Below are 18527 nucleotides of genomic sequence, written 5' to 3'. Positions count from 1 at the left end.
AGAGGGACGAAAGTGCAGCGAGCGCGTTGTTATCTGTTAGGTGAAACTGCGGTGGTTCTGGAGCTGGAACCGCCGATTACGCTGGCAACTCAGAAACGCATCTGGCGTCTGGCCCAGCGTCTGGCTGATGCTCCGAATGTACTTGAAGCCATTCCGGGAATGAACAATATCACGGTGATCCTGAATTCCCCACAGACGCTGGCGCTGGATGCTATTGAACGCCTGCAACGTTGGTGGGAAGAGAGCGAGGCGATGGAGCCGGATTCGCGCTTTGTCGAAGTCCCCGTTATCTATGGCGGCGAATATGGGCCCGATCTGGCCGAAGTCGCCCGACACAGTGGTTTGAGCGGCAAGCAGGTCGTTGAATTGCATGCATCAGTGGATTATGTCGTCTGGTTTTTAGGGTTTCAGCCGGGATTTCCCTATCTTGGGAGCTTACCGGAACCATTGCATACGCCAAGACGAGCCGAACCGCGCTTACTTGTTCCGGCAGGTTCGGTGGGGATCGGCGGTTCACAAACCGGTATCTACCCGATTGCAACGCCCGGCGGGTGGCAACTGATAGGACGTACCGCCGTTAAGCTTTTTGATCCGCAGCGTGAGGAGCCGATCCTGTTACGGGCTGGAGATACTGTACGTTTTGTCCCGCAGAAGGAGGGCGTATGTTAAACATCATTCGTGCTGGCATGTACACCTCCGTACAGGATGGGGGGCGGCATGGCTTTCGTCAGTCAGGGGTAAGTCACTGCGGCGCGTTGGACAAACCGGCATTGAACGTCGCTAATCTGCTGGTAGGAAATGATGCGAATGCTGCCGCGCTGGAAGTCACGTTGGGTCAGCTGGTGGTGGAGTTTGACGCGGATGGTTGGTTTGCCTTGACCGGCGCGGGATGCGAAGCGCATTTGGATCGTACTCCGGTATGGAGCGGTTGGCGGTTGCCAGTTAAAGCCGGACAACGCCTGTCATTAAAACACCCGCATCATGGTATGCGTAGTTACCTGGCGGTAGCGGGCGGTATTGATGTTCCCGACGTTATGGGATCGCGCAGTACCGATTTGAAAGTCGGTATTGGCGGGTTTGAAGGACGTTTGTTACGCGATGGCGATAAGTTGGCGATTGGCGTTTCAACACGGCAATTCAATGGCCCACAAGGGGTAAAACAGTTGATGTGGGGCAACCACATTCGTGCGTTACCAGGACCCGAATATCAGGAATTTGACGAGGCATCGCAGGCATCGTTCTGGCGCTCGCCGTGGCGACTGAGCCCACAGAGTAACCGTATGGGGTATCGCCTGCAGGGGCAGCCACTGACACGCACGACAGACCGCGAGATGTTGTCACACGGTTTGCTCCCCGGCGTGGTACAGGTCCCGCATAACGGGCAGCCAATTGTACTGATGAACGATGCCCAGACCACGGGCGGATATCCGCGTATCGCCTGCATCATCGAGGCGGATATGTACCATCTGGCGCAAATTCCCCTCGGTCAGCCGATTCATTTTGTTCAGTGCTCGCTGGAAGAAGCGCTCAAGGCGCGTCACGATCAGCAGCGTTATCTGGAACAGCTAACATGGCGACTTAACGATGAAAATTGATTTAAATGCCGATCTCGGCGAGGGCTGCGCAAATGACGCCGCGCTGCTGCAACTGGTGTCATCTGCCAACATTGCCTGTGGATTTCATGCCGGGGACGCACAAACCATGCTGTCAAGCGTGCGTGAAGCGCTTAAAAATGGCGTAGCTGTGGGGGCGCATCCCAGTTTCCCGGATCGGGAAAACTTTGGTCGTAGCGCCATGACCTTGCCGGTAGAAACGGTTTACGCACAAACGCTGTATCAAATCGGTGCGCTGGCCGCGATCATCCGGGCGGAAGGCGGCGTCATGCGCCACGTGAAACCGCACGGCATGCTCTATAACCAGGCCGCAAAAGATCCTGTGCTGGCCGATGCGATAGCCAGAGCAGTTTATGCCTGCGATCCGTCATTGATACTGGTAGGGCTGGCGGGGAGCGAATTGATCCGTGCCGGTGAACAGTATGGTCTGGTGACGCGTCAGGAGGTTTTTGCAGATCGGGGGTATCAGGCTGATGGTAGTCTGGTTCCGCGTAGTCAGCCAGGTGCACTGATCGAAGACGAAGAGCAGGCGCTGGCACAAACGTTAGAAATGGTGCAGTCCGGGAGAGTAAAAAGTCAGAGTGGAACATGGGCAAACGTAACCGCGCAGACGGTATGCATTCATGGGGATGGTGAGCACGCACTCGCTTTTGCCCGTCGTTTGCGCAGCGCGTTCAGTGCCTGTGATATTCAAATTAGCGCATAAGTTCTTATATAAAACAATAAGATATTACACAACAACATCAACTCTGAATATTTCGAGTGACGGGAAGATGGCCCGTGAGTGACTTCCCTGGCGCTTACATAAGTGAGTGGCAGGGGGGAACGAACGCAGCCAACGGACATGCTGCTTGAACTATGACGAGTTTAAACAGGAATGAATTATGGGAGAGGCTATTTCTCTCTGGCCATTGACGGGGATCGCCGTCATCGTGGTCGGATTTCTTTTACGTTTTAACCCGGTATTGGTGGTTATCGTTGCCGGGATCGTCACCGGGCTGGCAGCGCATATGCCAATCGCCACTATTCTCGAAAAGCTGGGTGAAGGATTTCTCAACACCCGCAACCTGCCGTTTATCCTGCTGATTCCGCTGGCAGTCATTGGTTTGCTGGAACGTCACGGGCTGAAAGAGCGTGCCCAGGCGTGGATCGCGAAAATCCGTAGCGCCACCAGTGGTCGTCTGCTGATTGTCTATCTGTTTATTCGTGAAGCGACCGCCGCGCTGGGCTTGACCAGCCTGGGTGGGCATCCTCAGATGGTACGCCCGTTATTAGCCCCGATGGCTGAAGGGGCAGCGGAGAAAAACCACGGTGAATTGCCGGGGGCCGTGCGCTATCGCCTGCGTGCAATGTCTGCAGCGACTGACAACGTAGGTCTGTTTTTCGGTGAAGACATCTTCGTTGCCTTTGGGGCGATCATTTTCATGCACAACTTTATGCTGGAGTCCGGTGGGATCCAGACCGAGCCACTGCATATCGCTTTGTGGGGGATCCCAACGGCAATTTGCGCCTTCTTGATCCACGGTACGCGCTTGTGGCGTCTGGATAACTACCTGCAACGCGAAGTGGCGAAAGCCAATGCGGCAGCGAAAGGAGCAGCGCAATGAATTTTCAGCAAAGCTATCTCTACTGGCTGGCGGGTGCGGTACTGTTGATTGTGGCGGTGATGTCCTGGCAGGACAAAGCGAACCCACGCCGTCTGAGCACGGGGCTGTTTTGGGGACTGTATGGAGTGCTGTTCCTGCTTGGCGACTGGACGTACTCACTGTTTGGCGATAAACGTACAGTACATATCGCGGTCGGCATTGCGGTGGTCGTACTGGCGCTGATCGCCGGGTTTGGCGGTGTGAAACTGGGCAGCTACCATCAACGCACCCAGCAGCAGCGTGAAGAAAGCGCCAGCCGACTGGGAAACCGCCTGTTTTTTCCGGCGCTGGCTATTCCGCTGGTGACCGTTATCGGTGTACTGATGTTTAACCATATTCCGGGTTTGCAGGATGCACTGTTTGGGCCAGGGAATCACGCCACGCTGGTCACGCTCTTTTCTATGACGGCAGGCTCGCTGATTGGCCTGGCAATGGCGATAAAAATGACCCATGAGCGCGTCCATCAGCCCATTCAGGAAGCCCGTCGTCTGCTGGACTCCATCGGTTGGGCGTTCATCCTGCCGCAAATTCTGGCAACGCTCGGGCTGTTGTTTACAGCGGCGGGTGTCGGCAGTGGTATATCGTATCTGACCCAGGAATACCTCGCGGTAGATAGCCGCTTTATCGCCGTGGCGGTGTACACCATCGGTATGGCGCTGTTGACGATGGTCATGGGGAACGCATTTGCTGCGTTCCCGATTGTGACCGCCGGGATCGGTATTCCAATTCTTGTGTTGCAGCATGGTGGTAACCCCGCGGTGATGGCGGCCATCGGGATGTTCTCCGGTTATTGCGGAACCTTAATGACGCCGATGGCAGCGAACTTTAACATCGTGCCCGCAGCCCTGCTGGAGTTACCGGATAAAAACGCGGTGATTAAAGCGCAGGTGCCAACCGGCATACTGCTGTTGTTGGTTAACGTGTTCCTGATGTATTTCCTGATGTTCCTGTAAGGAGAAAGGATGAAAACGGTCTTAATTACCGGATTTGAACCCTTTGGCGGCGAGTCAGTTAACCCTTCCTGGGAAGTGGTCTCCGGGCTCGACAATGCTATCATCGCCGGATGTCGCGTCGTGGCGCGTCAACTACCGTGCGTATTTGGCGAGTCTCTGGCCGTACTTAATGCCGCGATTGACGCGCTGTCACCGTCGTTGGTGCTGGCGGTGGGGCAGGCAGGAGGTCGTACCGATATTACCGTTGAGCGTGTGGCGATCAATGTGGATGATGCGCGTATTGCGGATAACCACGGTCAGCAGCCTGTTGATGTGCCGATTGTCGCTGATGGTCCGGCGGCATGGTTTAGCACGCTGCCAATCAAAGCGATGGTGATGGCCATGCGCGATGCGGGTATTCCGGCCTCGGTTTCGCAAACCGCCGGTACCTTCGTCTGTAACCACGTGATGTATGGCTTGCTGCACAAACTACGAGACACACCGGCAGTGAAGGGCGGTTTTATCCATATTCCTTATCTGCCACAACAGGCCGCCGCGCACCCCGGAGCGCCAAGTATGGCGAGCGAAACGGTGCGCCGGGCGCTGGAAATTGCCATTGACACTGCATTGCAGGTGGAACGCGATATCGCAGTGACGGGCGGTGCAACACACTAATAAAGGACAGTATTATGCCTGAAGGCCCGGAGATCCGCCGCGCGGCGGATAACCTGGAGGCGGCAGTCAAAGGCAAACCGCTGACGGATGTCTGGTTTGCCTTTGAGCAGTTAAAACCGTATCAATCTCAACTCATCGGGCAGCGCGTCACCCAGCTTGAAACGCGGGGAAAAGCATTACTGACCCACTTTTCAAATGGACTGACGCTGTACAGCCACAATCAGCTTTACGGCGTATGGCGGGTGGTGGAGACCGGAAATATACCGGAAACGACGCGTGTGTTGCGTGTCAAACTGCAAACACACGATAAAACCATCCTGCTCTATAGCGCGTCTGATATTGAGATGCTGACATCAGCACAATTGGCGACCCATCCGTTTCTGCAACGGGTAGGGCCGGACGTGCTGGATCTGCGTTTAACGCCTGAGGAGGTTAAAGCGCGGTTGCTGTCACCCCGTTTTCGCAATCGGCAGTTTTCTGGCTTACTGTTGGATCAGGCGTTTCTGGCGGGACTGGGGAACTATCTGCGGGTAGAAATTCTCTGGCAGGTTGGACTGACCGGTCAGCATAAAGCATCGCAACTGAGCGATGAACAGCTCAGCGCGCTGGCGTATGCGCTGCTCGAGATTCCACGCCTGTCCTACAACACCCGTGGGCTGGCTGATGAGAACAAGCATCACGGGGCGTTATTTCGCTTTAAGGTGTTCCATCGGGATGGCGAGCCCTGTGAACGCTGTGGCGGCATTATTGAGAAAACGATGCTCTCTTCACGACCGTTTTACTGGTGCCCGGGATGCCAGCACTAAGCGGGATGTTTTGGCGCATGCGCTGAAATAAACCGCGCGACTGTCGGTCCGGTTAATAAAATACTGAACAGTCGCAGGGTCTGCATCGCCATGACCAGTGCCATGTCGGCGTGGCTTCCTGCGGCAATCACTGCGACGGAGTCCACACCTCCCGGACTGGTTGCCAGATAGGCGGTGAGAAAGTCGATTCGCATATAATGTGCCAGCCCCCAGGCCATGGCGGCACAGACAGTCATCAGTGAAAAAATAGACAATAAAATTTGTGGCAACGGACGCAGTGCCATCAAAAAGATCTGTTTGTCAAAACCCAGGCCTATTTGCCAGCCGATGGCCATATACGCCATCGCCAGCAGCCATTCCGGCAGTTCAATGACCATGACACCGCCAGCGTTCAGCAATGCGCCCACCAGCATAGGCAGGAGCATGACGCCAGAGGGGATACGCAGCAATCGTCCTGCTCCCCCGGCAACAGCGGCCAACATCAGGGTACTGAACAGGTTGATACTCAGTGGCGGAAACCAGACCATTTGGGCGCTGACCGCCTGTGCCTGGTCGCCCATTACCAGCCGGGTGACCAGTGCGGCCGCCCCCACCACCAACAGTACCCGCAGATATTGCATAAAGGCCACCAGGCGGATGTCGGCGCCATAATCCTGTGCCATTGCAACCATTGCTGCGGCCCCGCCAGGCGATGAACCCCACGCACCGGTGTTACCGGGCAGGTTGCTGTAACGAACCAGCAGCCATCCGATGACCGCGCTGCTGACAAGTGTCGCCAGCAGGATGACCATAACCACCGGCCAGTGCGCCGCAAGCGTGGTTAAAATAGAGCCAGTCAGGTTTTGCGCAATCATACAGCCGAGAATGGCCTGCGCACCGAGAAACGTGCAGCGAGGGGGATGCAGCGAAATACCGCGCATACTGAAAATAATACCGACAATCATCGACCCGAGCAGTAATGGCCCCGGAAGATGGATAAGCAGAAACAGCAGGGAAAGAAGAAGTGACAGTATAAACAGTGCACCCCACTGCAAAACAGGCATCCCATGCTCCTGAATAAAATTAGAGAACTCTCAGTAAATCATAGAGAAAGGATGGGCGGATTAACACAACGCATGTCAAGAAAAAGGGAATATACCGGCTGGCGACGCGACAGCATCGCCAGCCGGTAACAGGGATTAACGCTTAATGTCGGACTTAAAATCGCGCTTGTCGTAGCCGGTGTACAACTGGCGAGGACGGGCGATTTTCATGCCGTCGGTATGCATTTCGTTCCAGTGTGCAATCCAGCCAACGGTACGCGCCATGGCGAAAATCACGGTGAACATGGAAGACGGGATACCCATTGCTTTCAGAATGATGCCAGAGTAGAAGTCCACGTTCGGGTAGAGTTTCTTCTCGATGAAGTACGGGTCGTTGAGCGCGATGTGCTCAAGCTCCATTGCCACTTCCAGCAGGTCATCTTTGGTGCCCAGCTCTTTCAGCACTTCATGGCAGGTTTCACGCATGACGGTGGCGCGCGGGTCATAGTTTTTGTAAACACGGTGACCAAAGCCCATCAGACGGAAAGAATCATTCTTGTCTTTCGCGCGGCGAACAAATTCCGGAATGTGTTTAACTGAGCTGATTTCTTCCAGCATTTTCAGTGCAGCTTCGTTCGCGCCGCCGTGCGCCGGTCCCCACAGGGAAGCGATACCGGCTGCGATGCAGGCAAACGGGTTAGCGCCGGAAGAGCCAGCGGTACGTACGGTGGACGTTGAAGCGTTTTGTTCGTGGTCAGCATGCAGGATCAGAATACGATCCATTGCGCGTTCCAGGATTGGGTTTACTTCGTATTTTTCGCACGGCGTGGAGAACATCATGTTCAGGAAGTTACCGGCGTAGGAAAGGTCGTTACGCGGATAAACAAACGGCTGGCCGATGGAGTATTTGTAGCACATTGCTGCCATGGTTGGCATTTTGGACAGCAGACGGAAAGCGGCGATTTCACGGTGACGCGCATTATTGACATCCAGCGAGTCATGGTAAAACGCGGCCAGCGCACCGGTAACACCGCACATGACGGCCATCGGGTGAGAGTCGCGGCGGAAACCGTGGAACAGACGGGTAATCTGTTCGTGGATCATGGTGTGGCGAGTGACCGTGGTTTTGAACTCGTCGTACTCTTCCTGTGACGGTTTTTCACCGTACAGCAGGATATAACACACTTCCAGATAGTTGGACTCGGTTGCCAACTGGTCAATCGGGAAGCCGCGATGCAGCAAAACACCTTCGTCACCGTCGATGAAAGTAATTTTGGATTCGCAGGATGCGGTAGAGGTAAAACCTGGGTCAAAAGTGAACATTCCTTTTGAACCAAGACTACGAATATCAATAACGTCTTGACCGAGCGTACCTTTCAGCACATCCAGTTCAATAGCAGCGTCACCATTAAGAGTGAGTTTTGCTTTAGTATCAGCCATTTACGGTCTCCTTAGCGCCTTATTACTTAAGACTACTCAGGTGAGATCTGTTTCAACTCATCAATTAACCATTACCAGTTTGTTATTCGGCTCGCCGCTCTGCGATAGAGGAGAAAACCAGGGTACAGAGCAATGGGCGCTTGCAGGTAAATCAGTTAACTCATGGTGAATTAGCAACAAATCAACAACTTAGCAATCCGAATTATTTAACCTGTCTATCACTAATAACTGTCCTGAAGGTATTGGTCAATACTTCCACACTGTTACATAACTAAATCTCCGGTGAAAGAGTGACCCCATAACTTTTACGCATTATATGCTTTTTCTGGTGTCGTTTGTAACAACTTTGTTTAATGATTGTCAAATCAGATGATTAAAAATTAAAATAATGTTGTTATCGTGACCTATGTCACTGTTCGGGATAAAACCCGACAAACTATATGTAGGTTAATTGTAATGATTTTGTGAACGTCCTATACTGCCGCCAGGTCTCCGGAATACCCTGCAATCCCGAGCCAACCAGCGTTGTAACGTGTCGTTTTAGCAACTGGAAGCAGTGTTTTATATGACGCGTAGTTATAGTAAGGACGCTGTCTGACCCGCACGCAGACCGGAGGAAGGAAACCCCGTCGTCTTTCAGGCAACAGGAGTCTTCATCTTCTGTACCCGAAGTCCAAAGGGAATAATAAGAACAGCATGTGGGCGTTATTCATGATAAGAAATGTGAAAAAACAAAGACCTGTCAATCTGGATCTGCAAACGATCCGGTTCCCAATCACGGCGATAGCGTCCATTCTCCATCGCGTATCTGGAGTGATCACCTTCGTGGCGGTCGGGATCCTGTTGTGGTTATTGGGTACCAGCCTGTCCTCCCCTGAAGGTTTCCTCGCGGCATCTTCCATTATGAATAACTTCTTCGTGGAGTTGATTCTGTGGGGGATTCTGATTGCGCTGGCCTATCACGCCGTCATGGGCATTCGCCATCTGTTGATGGATTTTGGCTACCTCGAAGAAACCCTCGAAGCAGGGACACGTTCCGCCAAAATTTCTTTTGTAATCATTGTCGTGCTTTCACTTCTCGCAGGAGTCCTCGTATGGTAAGCAACGCCTCCGCATTAGGACGCAATGGCGTACATGACTTCATTCTGGTCCGTGCCACCGCTATCGTTCTGACGTTATACATCATCTATATGGTCGGCTTCTTCGCCACCAGTGGCGACCTGACCTTTGAAGCCTGGACCGGTTTCTTCTCATCGGCATTCACCAAAGTCTTCACCCTGCTGGCTCTTTTCTCCATCTTGATTCATGCCTGGATTGGCATGTGGCAGGTGTTGACCGACTACGTTAAACCGCTGGCAGTTCGCCTGATTCTGCAACTGGCCATTGTCGTTGCGCTGGTGGTTTACGTCATTTATGGATTTGTTGTGGTGTGGGGTGTGTAATGAAACTGCCAGTCAGAGAATTTGATGCTGTTGTGATTGGTGCCGGTGGCGCAGGTATGCGCGCGGCGCTGCAAATTTCCCAGAGCGGTCAGACCTGTGCGCTGCTCTCCAAAGTCTTCCCAACCCGTTCCCATACCGTATCTGCGCAAGGTGGTATCACCGTTGCGCTCGGTAATACCCATGAAGATAACTGGGAATGGCACATGTACGACACGGTAAAAGGGTCGGACTACATTGGGGATCAGGACGCCATTGAATATATGTGTAAAACCGGTCCGGAAGCGATTCTGGAGCTGGACCACATGGGGCTGCCGTTCTCGCGTCTGGAAAATGGCACCATTTATCAACGTCCGTTTGGCGGTCAGTCGAAAAACTTCGGTGGCGAGCAAGCGGCACGTACTGCAGCGGCGGCTGACCGTACCGGTCACGCGCTGTTGCACACGCTGTATCAGCAAAACCTGAAAAACCACACCACGATTTTCTCCGAGTGGTATGCGTTAGATCTGGTGAAAAACGCCGACGGCGCAATTGTCGGTTGTACCGCACTGTGTATCGAAACCGGTGAAGTGGTTTACTTCAAAGCCCGCGCGACCGTGCTGGCAACCGGTGGTGCAGGCCGTATTTATCAGTCGACAACGAACGCCCATATCAACACGGGTGATGGCGTAGGCATGGCAATCCGTGCCGGTGTTCCGGTGCAGGATATGGAAATGTGGCAGTTCCACCCGACCGGTATCGCCGGTGCGGGCGTGCTGGTAACAGAAGGCTGCCGTGGTGAAGGTGGTTATCTGTTGAACAAACACGGCGAACGCTTCATGGAGCGTTATGCCCCGAACGCGAAAGACCTTGCGGGCCGTGACGTGGTGGCGCGCTCCATCATGATCGAAATCCGTGAAGGTCGCGGCTGCGACGGCCCATGGGGTCCGCACGCCAAACTGAAACTCGACCATCTGGGTAAAGAAGTACTGGAATCCCGTCTACCGGGTATCCTGGAGCTTTCCCGTACATTTGCTCACGTTGACCCGGTGAAAGAGCCGATTCCGGTCATTCCAACCTGTCACTACATGATGGGGGGTATTCCGACCAAGGTGACTGGTCAGGCGTTGACCGTGAACGAGCAGGGTGAAGATGTGGTCATTCCTGGACTGTTTGCCGTGGGTGAGATCGCTTGCGTATCGGTTCACGGTGCCAACCGTCTGGGCGGCAACTCGCTGTTGGACCTGGTGGTCTTTGGTCGTGCGGTCGGCCTGCATCTGCAGGAATCTATCGCCGAGCAAGGTAATCTGCAGGATGCGACGGAAGAAGAGATCGATGCCTCTCTGGCGCGTCTGAATCGCTGGAACGGTAATCGCGACGGTGAAGACCCGGTTGTGATCCGTAAAGCGCTGCAGGAATGTATGCAGCATAACTTCTCGGTATTCCGTGAAGGTGATGCGATGGCGAAAGGTCTTGAAGAGCTGAAAGCCATTCGTGAGCGCCTGAAAAATGCCCGTCTGGATGATACATCCAGCGAGTTCAACACCCAGCGCGTTGAGTGCCTGGAGTTGGATAACCTGATGGAAACCGCGTACGCAACGGCGGTATCCGCCAACTTCCGTACCGAAAGCCGTGGCGCTCACAGTCGCTTCGACTTCCCGGAACGTGATGATGAAAACTGGCTGTGCCATTCCCTGTATCTGCCAGAGTCGGAATCCATGACCCGACGTCAAGTCAACATGGAACCGAAACTGCGCCCGGCATTCCCGCCGAAGATTCGTACTTACTAATGCGGAGACAGGAAAATGAGACTCGAGTTTTCAATTTATCGCTATAACCCGGATGTTGATGATGCTCCGCACATGCAGGATTACACCCTGGAAGCGGAAGAAGGGCGCGACATGATGCTGCTGGATGCACTGATGCAGCTGAAAGAAAAAGACCCTACGCTATCGTTCCGTCGCTCCTGCCGTGAAGGGGTCTGTGGCTCCGACGGTCTGAATATGAACGGTAAAAATGGACTGGCCTGTATCACACCTATTTCTGCGCTGAATCAGCCGGGCAAGAAGATTGTCATTCGCCCGCTGCCGGGTTTACCGGTTGTGCGCGATTTGGTGGTAGACATGGGGCAATTCTACGCACAGTATGAGAAGATTAAACCTTACTTGTTGAATAATGGGAAAAATCCACCGGCTCGTGAGCATTTACAAATGCCAGAGCAGCGTGAGAAGCTCGATGGGCTGTATGAATGTATTTTATGTGCATGCTGCTCAACGTCTTGCCCATCATTCTGGTGGAATCCGGACAAGTTTATTGGCCCGGCAGGCCTGCTGGCCGCGTATCGCTTCTTAATTGATAGCCGCGATACCGAGACCGACAGCCGCCTGGACGGTTTAAGTGACGCTTTCAGCGTATTCCGCTGCCATAGCATCATGAACTGCGTCAGTGTTTGTCCTAAGGGGCTGAACCCAACGCGCGCGATTGGTCATATTAAGTCGATGTTACTGAAACGTAGTGCATAAATAGTTGTTGTTGCCGGGGAAGTGATTCCCCGGTAGTGCAGGAAACCTCTAAAAACTGCCATAAATTAGAGAGCAATAATCGAGGCGTTCGGAGCGAGACAAGGCGCGGTCCGAACGACAAAGATTATTAGACAGTTTTTAAAGGTTCCTTAGCGGACGCAGATGATACGACAGTCCGCAACAAGTGAACCCCGGCACGCACATCGGTGTGCGTGGTAGTATCCACGGCGAAGTAAGCATACAAATGCTTAAGGGATCACGATGCAGAACAGCGCTTTGAAAGCCTGGTTGGACTCTTCTTACCTCTCCGGTTCTAACCAGAGTTGGATAGAACAGCTCTATGAAGACTTCTTAACCGACCCTGACTCGGTAGATGCTAACTGGCGTTCGACGTTCCAGCAGTTACCTGGTACCGGAGTCAAACCGGATCAACTCCACTCAAAAACACGTGATTATTTCCGTCGACAGGCGTTGATTACCCCACGTTACTCTTCTTCTATTTCCGACCCTGATGCCAATGTGAAGCAGGTTAAAGTCCTGCAGCTCATTAACGCCTATCGTTTCCGCGGTCACCAGCATGCGAACCTCGATCCGCTGGGGCTGTGGCAACAAGAAAATGTGGCCGATCTGGACCCGTCTTTCCACGATCTGACCGACGCTGATTTTCAGGAAAGCTTTAACGTCGGTTCTTTTGCCGGCGGCAAAGACACCATGAAGTTGAGCGACCTGGTCGTTGCGCTGAAACAAACCTACTGTGGCCCGATTGGCGCCGAGTATATGCACATCACCAGCACCGAAGAGAAACGCTGGCTTCAGCAGCGTATCGAGTCCGGTCGTGCAGCATTCAGTAGTGAAGAGAAGAAACGCTTCCTCAGTGAACTGACTGCAGCTGAAGGCCTGGAACGCTACCTGGGTGCGAAGTTCCCGGGGGCAAAACGCTTCTCACTGGAAGGTGGCGATGCGTTAATCCCGATGCTTAAAGAAATGATCCGCCACGCCGGTAACAGTGGAACCCGTGAAGTGGTTCTGGGCATGGCGCACCGCGGTCGTTTGAACGTACTGGTTAACGTGCTGGGTAAACGCCCACAGGAACTGTTCGACGAATTCGCAGGCAAACATAAAGAACACCTCGGCACCGGTGATGTGAAGTACCACATGGGCTTCTCATCGGATATCGAAACCGAGGGCGGTCTGGTGCACCTGGCGCTGGCGTTTAACCCGTCGCACCTGGAAATCGTTAGCCCGGTGGTTATCGGTTCCGTTCGTGCGCGTCTGGACAGACTGGACGAGCCAAGCAGCAATAAAGTATTGCCGATTACGATTCACGGTGATGCGGCAGTGACCGGACAGGGCGTGGTTCAGGAAACCCTGAACATGTCGAAAGCGCGTGGTTACGAAGTGGGCGGTACCGTTCGTATCGTCATCAACAACCAGGTGGGCTTCACCACCTCTAACCCGCTGGACGCACGTTCTACGCCGTACTGCACCGACATCGGTAAGATGGTTCAGGCGCCGATCTTCCACGTGAATGCGGATGACCCCGAAGCGGTTGCTTTCGTGACGCGTCTGGCGCTGGATTTCCGTAATACCTTTAAACGTGATGTCTTCATTGATCTGGTGTGCTACCGCCGTCACGGCCATAACGAAGCTGATGAGCCGAGCGCAACCCAGCCGCTGATGTATCAGAAAATCAAAAAACATCCGACCCCGCGCAAAATCTACGCTGACAAACTGGAAGCCGATAAAGTTGCGACGCTGGAAGATGCGACCGAGATGGTCAACCTCTATCGTGATGCGCTGGATGCTGGCGAATGCGTCGTGAAAGAGTGGCGTCCAATGAACATGCACTCCTTCACCTGGTCACCGTACCTCAACCACGAGTGGGATGAAAACTACCCCAGCAAGGTTGAAATGAAGCGTTTGCAGGAACTGGCCAAACGTATCAGTACTGTACCAGAAGCGGTTGAAATGCAGTCGCGCGTTGCCAAGATTTATGGCGATCGTCAGGCGATGGCGGCAGGCGAGAAGCTGTTCGACTGGGGTGGCGCAGAAAATCTGGCTTACGCCACGCTGGTTGACGAAGGCATTCCGGTACGTCTGTCGGGTGAAGACTCCGGTCGCGGTACTTTCTTCCACCGTCATGCGGTCATTCATAACCAGGCGAACGGTTCAACCTACACCCCGCTGCAGCATGTTCATAACGGGCAGGGGACGTTCCGCGTCTGGGACTCCGTCCTGTCTGAAGAAGCGGTGCTGGCATTTGAATACGGTTATGCCACGGCTGAACCGCGTACCCTGACTATCTGGGAAGCGCAGTTTGGTGACTTCGCCAACGGTGCGCAGGTCGTTATCGACCAGTTCATCTCGTCCGGTGAGCAGAAATGGGGCCGTATGTGTGGCCTGGTGATGCTGCTGCCGCACGGCTATGAAGGTCAGGGGCCGGAGCACTCCTCTGCACGTCTGGAACGTTATCTGCAACTTTGCGCTGAGCAAAACATGCAGGTTTGCGTCCCATCTACGCCGGCACAGGTTTACCACATGCTGCGTCGTCAGGCGCTGCGCGGTATGCGTCGTCCGCTGGTGGTGATGTCACCGAAGTCATTGCTGCGTCATCCGCTGGCGGTGTCTACGCTCGACGAACTGGCGAACGGTACGTTCCTGCCAGCCATTGGTGAGATTGATGAACTTGATCCACAAGCCGTGAAGCGTGTCGTGATGTGTTCTGGTAAGGTTTATTACGACCTGCTGGAGCAACGCCGTAAGAATGGCCAAAAAGATGTTGCCATTGTGCGCATCGAACAGCTCTATCCGTTCCCGCATAAAGCGGTGCAGGAAGCGCTGAAACCGTTTGCTCATGTACATGATTTTGTCTGGTGCCAGGAAGAGCCGCTTAACCAGGGCGCATGGTACTGCAGCCAGCATCATTTCCGTGAAGTAATTCCATTTGGGTCAGCTCTGCGTTATGCAGGTCGCCCGGCCTCTGCCTCTCCGGCAGTAGGATATATGTCCGTTCACCAGAAACAGCAACAAGATCTGGTAAATGACGCGCTGAACGTCGATTAAATAAAGGATAAATAATGAGTAGCGTAGATATTCTTGTTCCCGACCTGCCTGAATCCGTCGCGGATGCAACGGTTGCAACCTGGCACAAAAAACCGGGCGATGCAGTACGTCGTGATGAAGTACTGGTAGAAATCGAAACTGACAAAGTGGTACTGGAAGTACCGGCATCAGCGGACGGTATTCTTGATGCGGTCCTGGAAGATGAAGGGACAACGGTAACTTCTCGCCAGATCCTCGGTCGCCTGCGTGAAGGCAACAGCGCCGGTAAAGAGACCAGCGCCAAGTCCGAAGAGAAAGATTCTACTCCGGCGCAGCGTCAGCAGGCGTCCCTCGCCGAGCAGAACAACGATGCCCTGAGCCCGGCAATCCGTCGCCTGTTGGGTGAGCATAACCTCGAAGCCAGCGCTATCAACGGCACGGGTGTCGGTGGACGTATTACGCGTGAAGATGTTGAAAAACATCTGGCTAAAGCGCCGGCGGCGAAAGCTGAAGCCAAAGCACCGGCCGCCGCACCTGCGGCACAGCCTGCGCTGGGCGCACGTGGTGAAAAACGCGTTCCGATGACCCGTCTGCGCAAGCGCGTGGCTGAGCGTCTGCTGGAAGCGAAAAACTCCACCGCGATGCTGACGACCTTCAACGAAGTCAACATGAAGCCAATCATGGACCTGCGTAAGCAGTACGGTGACGCGTTTGAAAAACGCCACGGTATCCGTCTGGGCTTTATGTCTTTCTACGTTAAAGCCGTGGTTGAAGCGCTGAAACGCTATCCGGAAGTCAACGCGTCTATCGATGGTGATGACGTGGTTTATCACAACTACTTTGATGTCAGCATGGCGGTCTCCACGCCGCGTGGCCTGGTGACCCCGGTACTGCGTGATGTTGATCTGTTGGGTATGGCCGACATCGAGAAGAATATTAAAGAACTGGCAGTAAAAGGTCGTGACGGCAAGCTGACGGTTGAAGATCTGACGGGCGGTAACTTCACCATCACTAACGGTGGTGTGTTCGGTTCCCTGATGTCTACGCCTATCATCAACCCGCCGCAGAGCGCTATCCTGGGTATGCATGCCATCAAAGACCGTCCGATGGCGGTAGACGGTAAGGTTGAAATCCTGCCGATGATGTATCTGGCGCTGTCTTATGACCACCGTCTGATTGATGGTCGTGAGTCAGTCGGCTTCCTGGTAACCATTAAAGAGTTGCTGGAAGATCCAACACGTCTGCTGCTGGACGTGTAACCAAAAAGAGTATCACCTGCCCCGTAGGTCTGGACGCCTTATCAGGCCTACGGGTAAAAGATAACGATTACCTGAAGGATGGACAGAACACATGAACTTACATGAATATCAGGCAAAACAACTTTTTGCCCGCTATGGCTTACCGGCACCGGTGGGTTATGCCTGTACTACTCCGCGTGAAGCCGAAGAAGCCGCCTCTAAAATCGGCGCGGGCCCGTGGGTAGTAAAATGTCAGGTTCACGCTGGTGGCCGTGGTAAAGCGGGCGGTGTGAAGGTTGTTAACAGCAAAGAAGACATTCGCGCTTTTGCTGAACACTGGCTGGGTAAACGTCTGGTCACTTACCAGACAGACGCACATGGTCAACCGGTAAACCAGATTCTGGTTGAAGCAGCGACCGACATTGGTAAAGAACTTTACCTCGGCGCAGTTGTTGACCGCAGTTCCCGTCGCGTGGTCTTTATGGCCTCTACCGAAGGCGGTGTGGAAATTGAAAAAGTCGCGGAAGAAACGCCGCACCTGATCCACAAAGTGGCACTTGATCCGCTGGCAGGCCCAATGCCTTACCAGGGGCGTGAACTGGCGTTCAAACTGGGTCTGGAAGGTAAACAGGTTCAGCAGTTCACCAAGATTTTCATGGGCCTGGCGACGATTTTCCTGGAGCGCGACCTGGCGCTGATCGAAATCAACCCGCTGGTGGTCACCAAACAAGGCGATCTGATTTGCCTCGATGGCAAACTGGGTGCTGACGGCAATGCGCTGTTCCGCCAGGCTGACCTGCGTGAAATGCGTGACCAGTCTCAGGAAGATCCGCGTGAAGCACAGGCTGCACAGTGGGAACTGAACTACGTTGCGCTGGACGGTAACATTGGTTGTATGGTTAACGGTGCGGGCCTGGCAATGGGCACCATGGACATCGTTAAGCTGCACGGCGGCGAACCGGCTAACTTCCTCGATGTGGGCGGCGGTGCGACCAAAGAGCGTGTCACCGAAGCATTCAAAATTATCCTCTCTGACGACAATGTTAAAGCCGTTCTGGTTAACATCTTCGGCGGTATCGTTCGTTGCGATCTGATCGCTGACGGTATCATCGGTGCGGTAGCAGAAGTGGGTGTTAACGTTCCTGTTGTTGTACGTCTGGAAGGCAACAACGCCGAACTCGGCGCGAAGAAACTGGCTGACAGCGGCCTGAATATTATTGCAGCGAAAAGTCTGACGGATGCAGCTCAGCAGGTTGTTGCCGCAGTGGAGGGGAAATAATGTCAGTTTTAATTAATAAAGATACCAAGGTTATCTGCCAGGGCTTCACCGGTAGCCAGGGGACATTCCACTCTGAACAAGCGATTGCTTACGGTACGCAAATGGTCGGCGGCGTTACGCCGGGCAAAGGTGGCACCACGCATCTGGGTCTGCCGGTATTCAACACTGTACGTGAAGCCGTAGAAGCGACCGGCGCAACCGCCACCGTTATCTACGTACCGGCACCGTTTTGCAAAGATTCCATTCTGGAAGCGATTGATGCAGGCATCAAACTGATCATCACCATCACTGAAGGTATCCCGACGCTGGATATGCTGACGGTGAAAGTGAAACTGGATGAAGCGGGCGTACGTATGATTGGCCCGAACTGCCCAGGCGTTATCACCCCGGGCGAATGTAAAATCGGCATCATGCCGGGCCACATTCATAAACCGGGTAAAGTGGGTATTGTTTCCCGTTCCGGTACGCTGACCTATGAAGCGGTTAAGCAGACCACCGACTACGGTTTTGGCCAGTCTACCTGTGTCGGTATCGGCGGTGACCCGATCCCAGGCTCTAACTTTATCGACATCCTGAAACTGTTCCAGGAAGATCCGCAGACTGAAGCGATCGTGATGATCGGTGAGATCGGCGGTAGCGCAGAAGAAGAAGCAGCAGCGTACATTAAAGACCACGTGACTAAGCCGGTTGTGGGTTACATCGCAGGTGTGACCGCGCCGAAAGGCAAGCGTATGGGTCACGCGGGCGCGATCATCGCAGGCGGTAAAGGGACAGCGGATGAGAAATTCGCTGCACTGGAAGCGGCTGGTGTGAAAACCGTGCGCAGTCTGGCCGATATCGGCGAAGCGCTGAAAGCGGTAATTAAGTAATTCTCAAAAAGCAGTATAAGGTCCG

The 18527-nt window shown here is 53.9% G+C and carries 17 protein-coding genes and 1 pseudogene; 15 read left to right on the top strand and 3 right to left on the bottom strand.

Annotated elements, in window-relative coordinates:
• The first annotated feature begins 12 nt into the window (after positions 1-12).
• The 7 genes from pxpB (at position 13) to nei (ending at position 5672) form a co-directional block, all read left to right on the top strand.
• Complete coding sequence (gene pxpB / locus ACLJXE_RS15445; protein WP_410751326.1) at positions 13-669, top strand: 5-oxoprolinase subunit PxpB; 657 nt, start codon at positions 13-15, stop codon at positions 667-669.
• Positions 663-1595, top strand: coding sequence for a 5-oxoprolinase subunit PxpC (pxpC, locus tag ACLJXE_RS15440; RefSeq protein ID WP_286628337.1), 933 nt, complete (start codon positions 663-665; stop codon positions 1593-1595). Before pxpB ends, pxpC begins: the two co-directional genes overlap by 7 nt.
• Positions 1585-2319, top strand: coding sequence for a 5-oxoprolinase subunit PxpA (pxpA, locus tag ACLJXE_RS15435; RefSeq protein ID WP_410751325.1), 735 nt, complete (start codon positions 1585-1587; stop codon positions 2317-2319). The genes pxpC and pxpA overlap by 11 nt, the downstream gene beginning before the upstream one ends.
• A gap of 178 nt (positions 2320-2497) precedes the next feature.
• Positions 2498-3220 (top strand): DUF969 domain-containing protein, encoded by a 723-nt coding sequence (locus tag ACLJXE_RS15430; protein ID WP_005122560.1) that lies wholly within the window; start codon positions 2498-2500, stop codon positions 3218-3220.
• Positions 3217-4212: a DUF979 domain-containing protein gene (locus ACLJXE_RS15425; RefSeq protein WP_286628334.1), complete on the top strand. Its 996-nt coding sequence runs from the start codon at positions 3217-3219 to the stop codon at positions 4210-4212. Before ACLJXE_RS15430 ends, ACLJXE_RS15425 begins: the two co-directional genes overlap by 4 nt.
• Before the next feature lie 9 nt (positions 4213-4221).
• On the top strand, positions 4222-4866 hold the full coding sequence (gene pcp / locus ACLJXE_RS15420; RefSeq protein ID WP_410751324.1) for a pyroglutamyl-peptidase I: 645 nt from the start codon (positions 4222-4224) through the stop codon (positions 4864-4866).
• Positions 4867-4880: 14 nt separating this feature from the next.
• The gene (gene nei, locus ACLJXE_RS15415; protein WP_410751323.1) at positions 4881-5672 is read left to right on the top strand and encodes an endonuclease VIII; all 792 of its coding nucleotides are present in this window, start codon (positions 4881-4883) and stop codon (positions 5670-5672) included.
• Here the strand turns inward: nei and ACLJXE_RS15410 are convergent.
• The 3 genes and pseudogenes from ACLJXE_RS15410 to ACLJXE_RS15400 all read right to left on the bottom strand — a co-directional run bounded on the left by ACLJXE_RS15410 (position 5669) and on the right by ACLJXE_RS15400 (position 8447).
• Positions 5669-6715: an AbrB family transcriptional regulator gene (locus ACLJXE_RS15410; RefSeq protein ID WP_410751322.1), complete on the bottom strand. Its 1047-nt coding sequence runs from the start codon at positions 6713-6715 to the stop codon at positions 5669-5671. The two genes, nei and ACLJXE_RS15410, sit on opposite strands and share 4 nt — an antisense overlap.
• 135 nt (positions 6716-6850) lie before the next feature.
• Positions 6851-8134, bottom strand: coding sequence for a citrate synthase (locus ACLJXE_RS15405; RefSeq protein ID WP_271442210.1), 1284 nt, complete (start codon positions 8132-8134; stop codon positions 6851-6853).
• Between the two features lie 202 nt (positions 8135-8336).
• Positions 8337-8447 (bottom strand): annotated as a pseudogene (locus ACLJXE_RS15400) (hypothetical protein).
• Positions 8448-8830: 383 nt separating this feature from the next.
• Here ACLJXE_RS15400 and sdhC point away from each other — a divergent pair.
• The 8 genes from sdhC to sucD all read left to right on the top strand — a co-directional run bounded on the left by sdhC (position 8831) and on the right by sucD (position 18502).
• The gene (sdhC, locus tag ACLJXE_RS15395; RefSeq protein WP_271449843.1) at positions 8831-9235 is read left to right on the top strand and encodes a succinate dehydrogenase cytochrome b556 subunit; all 405 of its coding nucleotides are present in this window, start codon (positions 8831-8833) and stop codon (positions 9233-9235) included.
• Positions 9229-9576: a succinate dehydrogenase membrane anchor subunit gene (gene sdhD / locus ACLJXE_RS15390; RefSeq protein ID WP_271449842.1), complete on the top strand. Its 348-nt coding sequence runs from the start codon at positions 9229-9231 to the stop codon at positions 9574-9576. Before sdhC ends, sdhD begins: the two co-directional genes overlap by 7 nt.
• Complete coding sequence (gene sdhA / locus ACLJXE_RS15385; RefSeq protein WP_271449841.1) at positions 9576-11342, top strand: succinate dehydrogenase flavoprotein subunit; 1767 nt, start codon at positions 9576-9578, stop codon at positions 11340-11342. Before sdhD ends, sdhA begins: the two co-directional genes overlap by 1 nt.
• A 15-nt stretch (positions 11343-11357) precedes the next feature.
• Positions 11358-12074 (top strand): succinate dehydrogenase iron-sulfur subunit SdhB, encoded by a 717-nt coding sequence (gene sdhB, locus ACLJXE_RS15380; protein ID WP_410751321.1) that lies wholly within the window; start codon positions 11358-11360, stop codon positions 12072-12074.
• Between the two features lie 261 nt (positions 12075-12335).
• Positions 12336-15137: a 2-oxoglutarate dehydrogenase E1 component gene (sucA, locus tag ACLJXE_RS15375; RefSeq protein ID WP_271442215.1), complete on the top strand. Its 2802-nt coding sequence runs from the start codon at positions 12336-12338 to the stop codon at positions 15135-15137.
• Positions 15138-15151: 14 nt separating this feature from the next.
• The gene (odhB, locus tag ACLJXE_RS15370) at positions 15152-16375 is read left to right on the top strand and encodes a 2-oxoglutarate dehydrogenase complex dihydrolipoyllysine-residue succinyltransferase (RefSeq protein ID WP_271450211.1); all 1224 of its coding nucleotides are present in this window, start codon (positions 15152-15154) and stop codon (positions 16373-16375) included.
• A 91-nt stretch (positions 16376-16466) separates the two neighbouring features.
• The gene (sucC, locus tag ACLJXE_RS15365; protein WP_003022927.1) at positions 16467-17633 is read left to right on the top strand and encodes an ADP-forming succinate--CoA ligase subunit beta; all 1167 of its coding nucleotides are present in this window, start codon (positions 16467-16469) and stop codon (positions 17631-17633) included.
• Positions 17633-18502, top strand: a complete 870-nt coding sequence (gene sucD, locus ACLJXE_RS15360) for a succinate--CoA ligase subunit alpha (RefSeq protein ID WP_005122544.1) — start codon at positions 17633-17635, stop codon at positions 18500-18502. The genes sucC and sucD overlap by 1 nt, the downstream gene beginning before the upstream one ends.
• The last annotated feature ends 25 nt before the right edge of the window (positions 18503-18527 follow it).

This window comes from Citrobacter sp. U14242, assembly GCF_046555775.1.
Taxonomy (GTDB): Bacteria; Pseudomonadota; Gammaproteobacteria; order Enterobacterales; family Enterobacteriaceae; genus Citrobacter.
The sequence above is the reverse complement of the archived record's forward strand: the minus strand, read 5'-3'. Positions and strand labels throughout refer to the sequence as shown.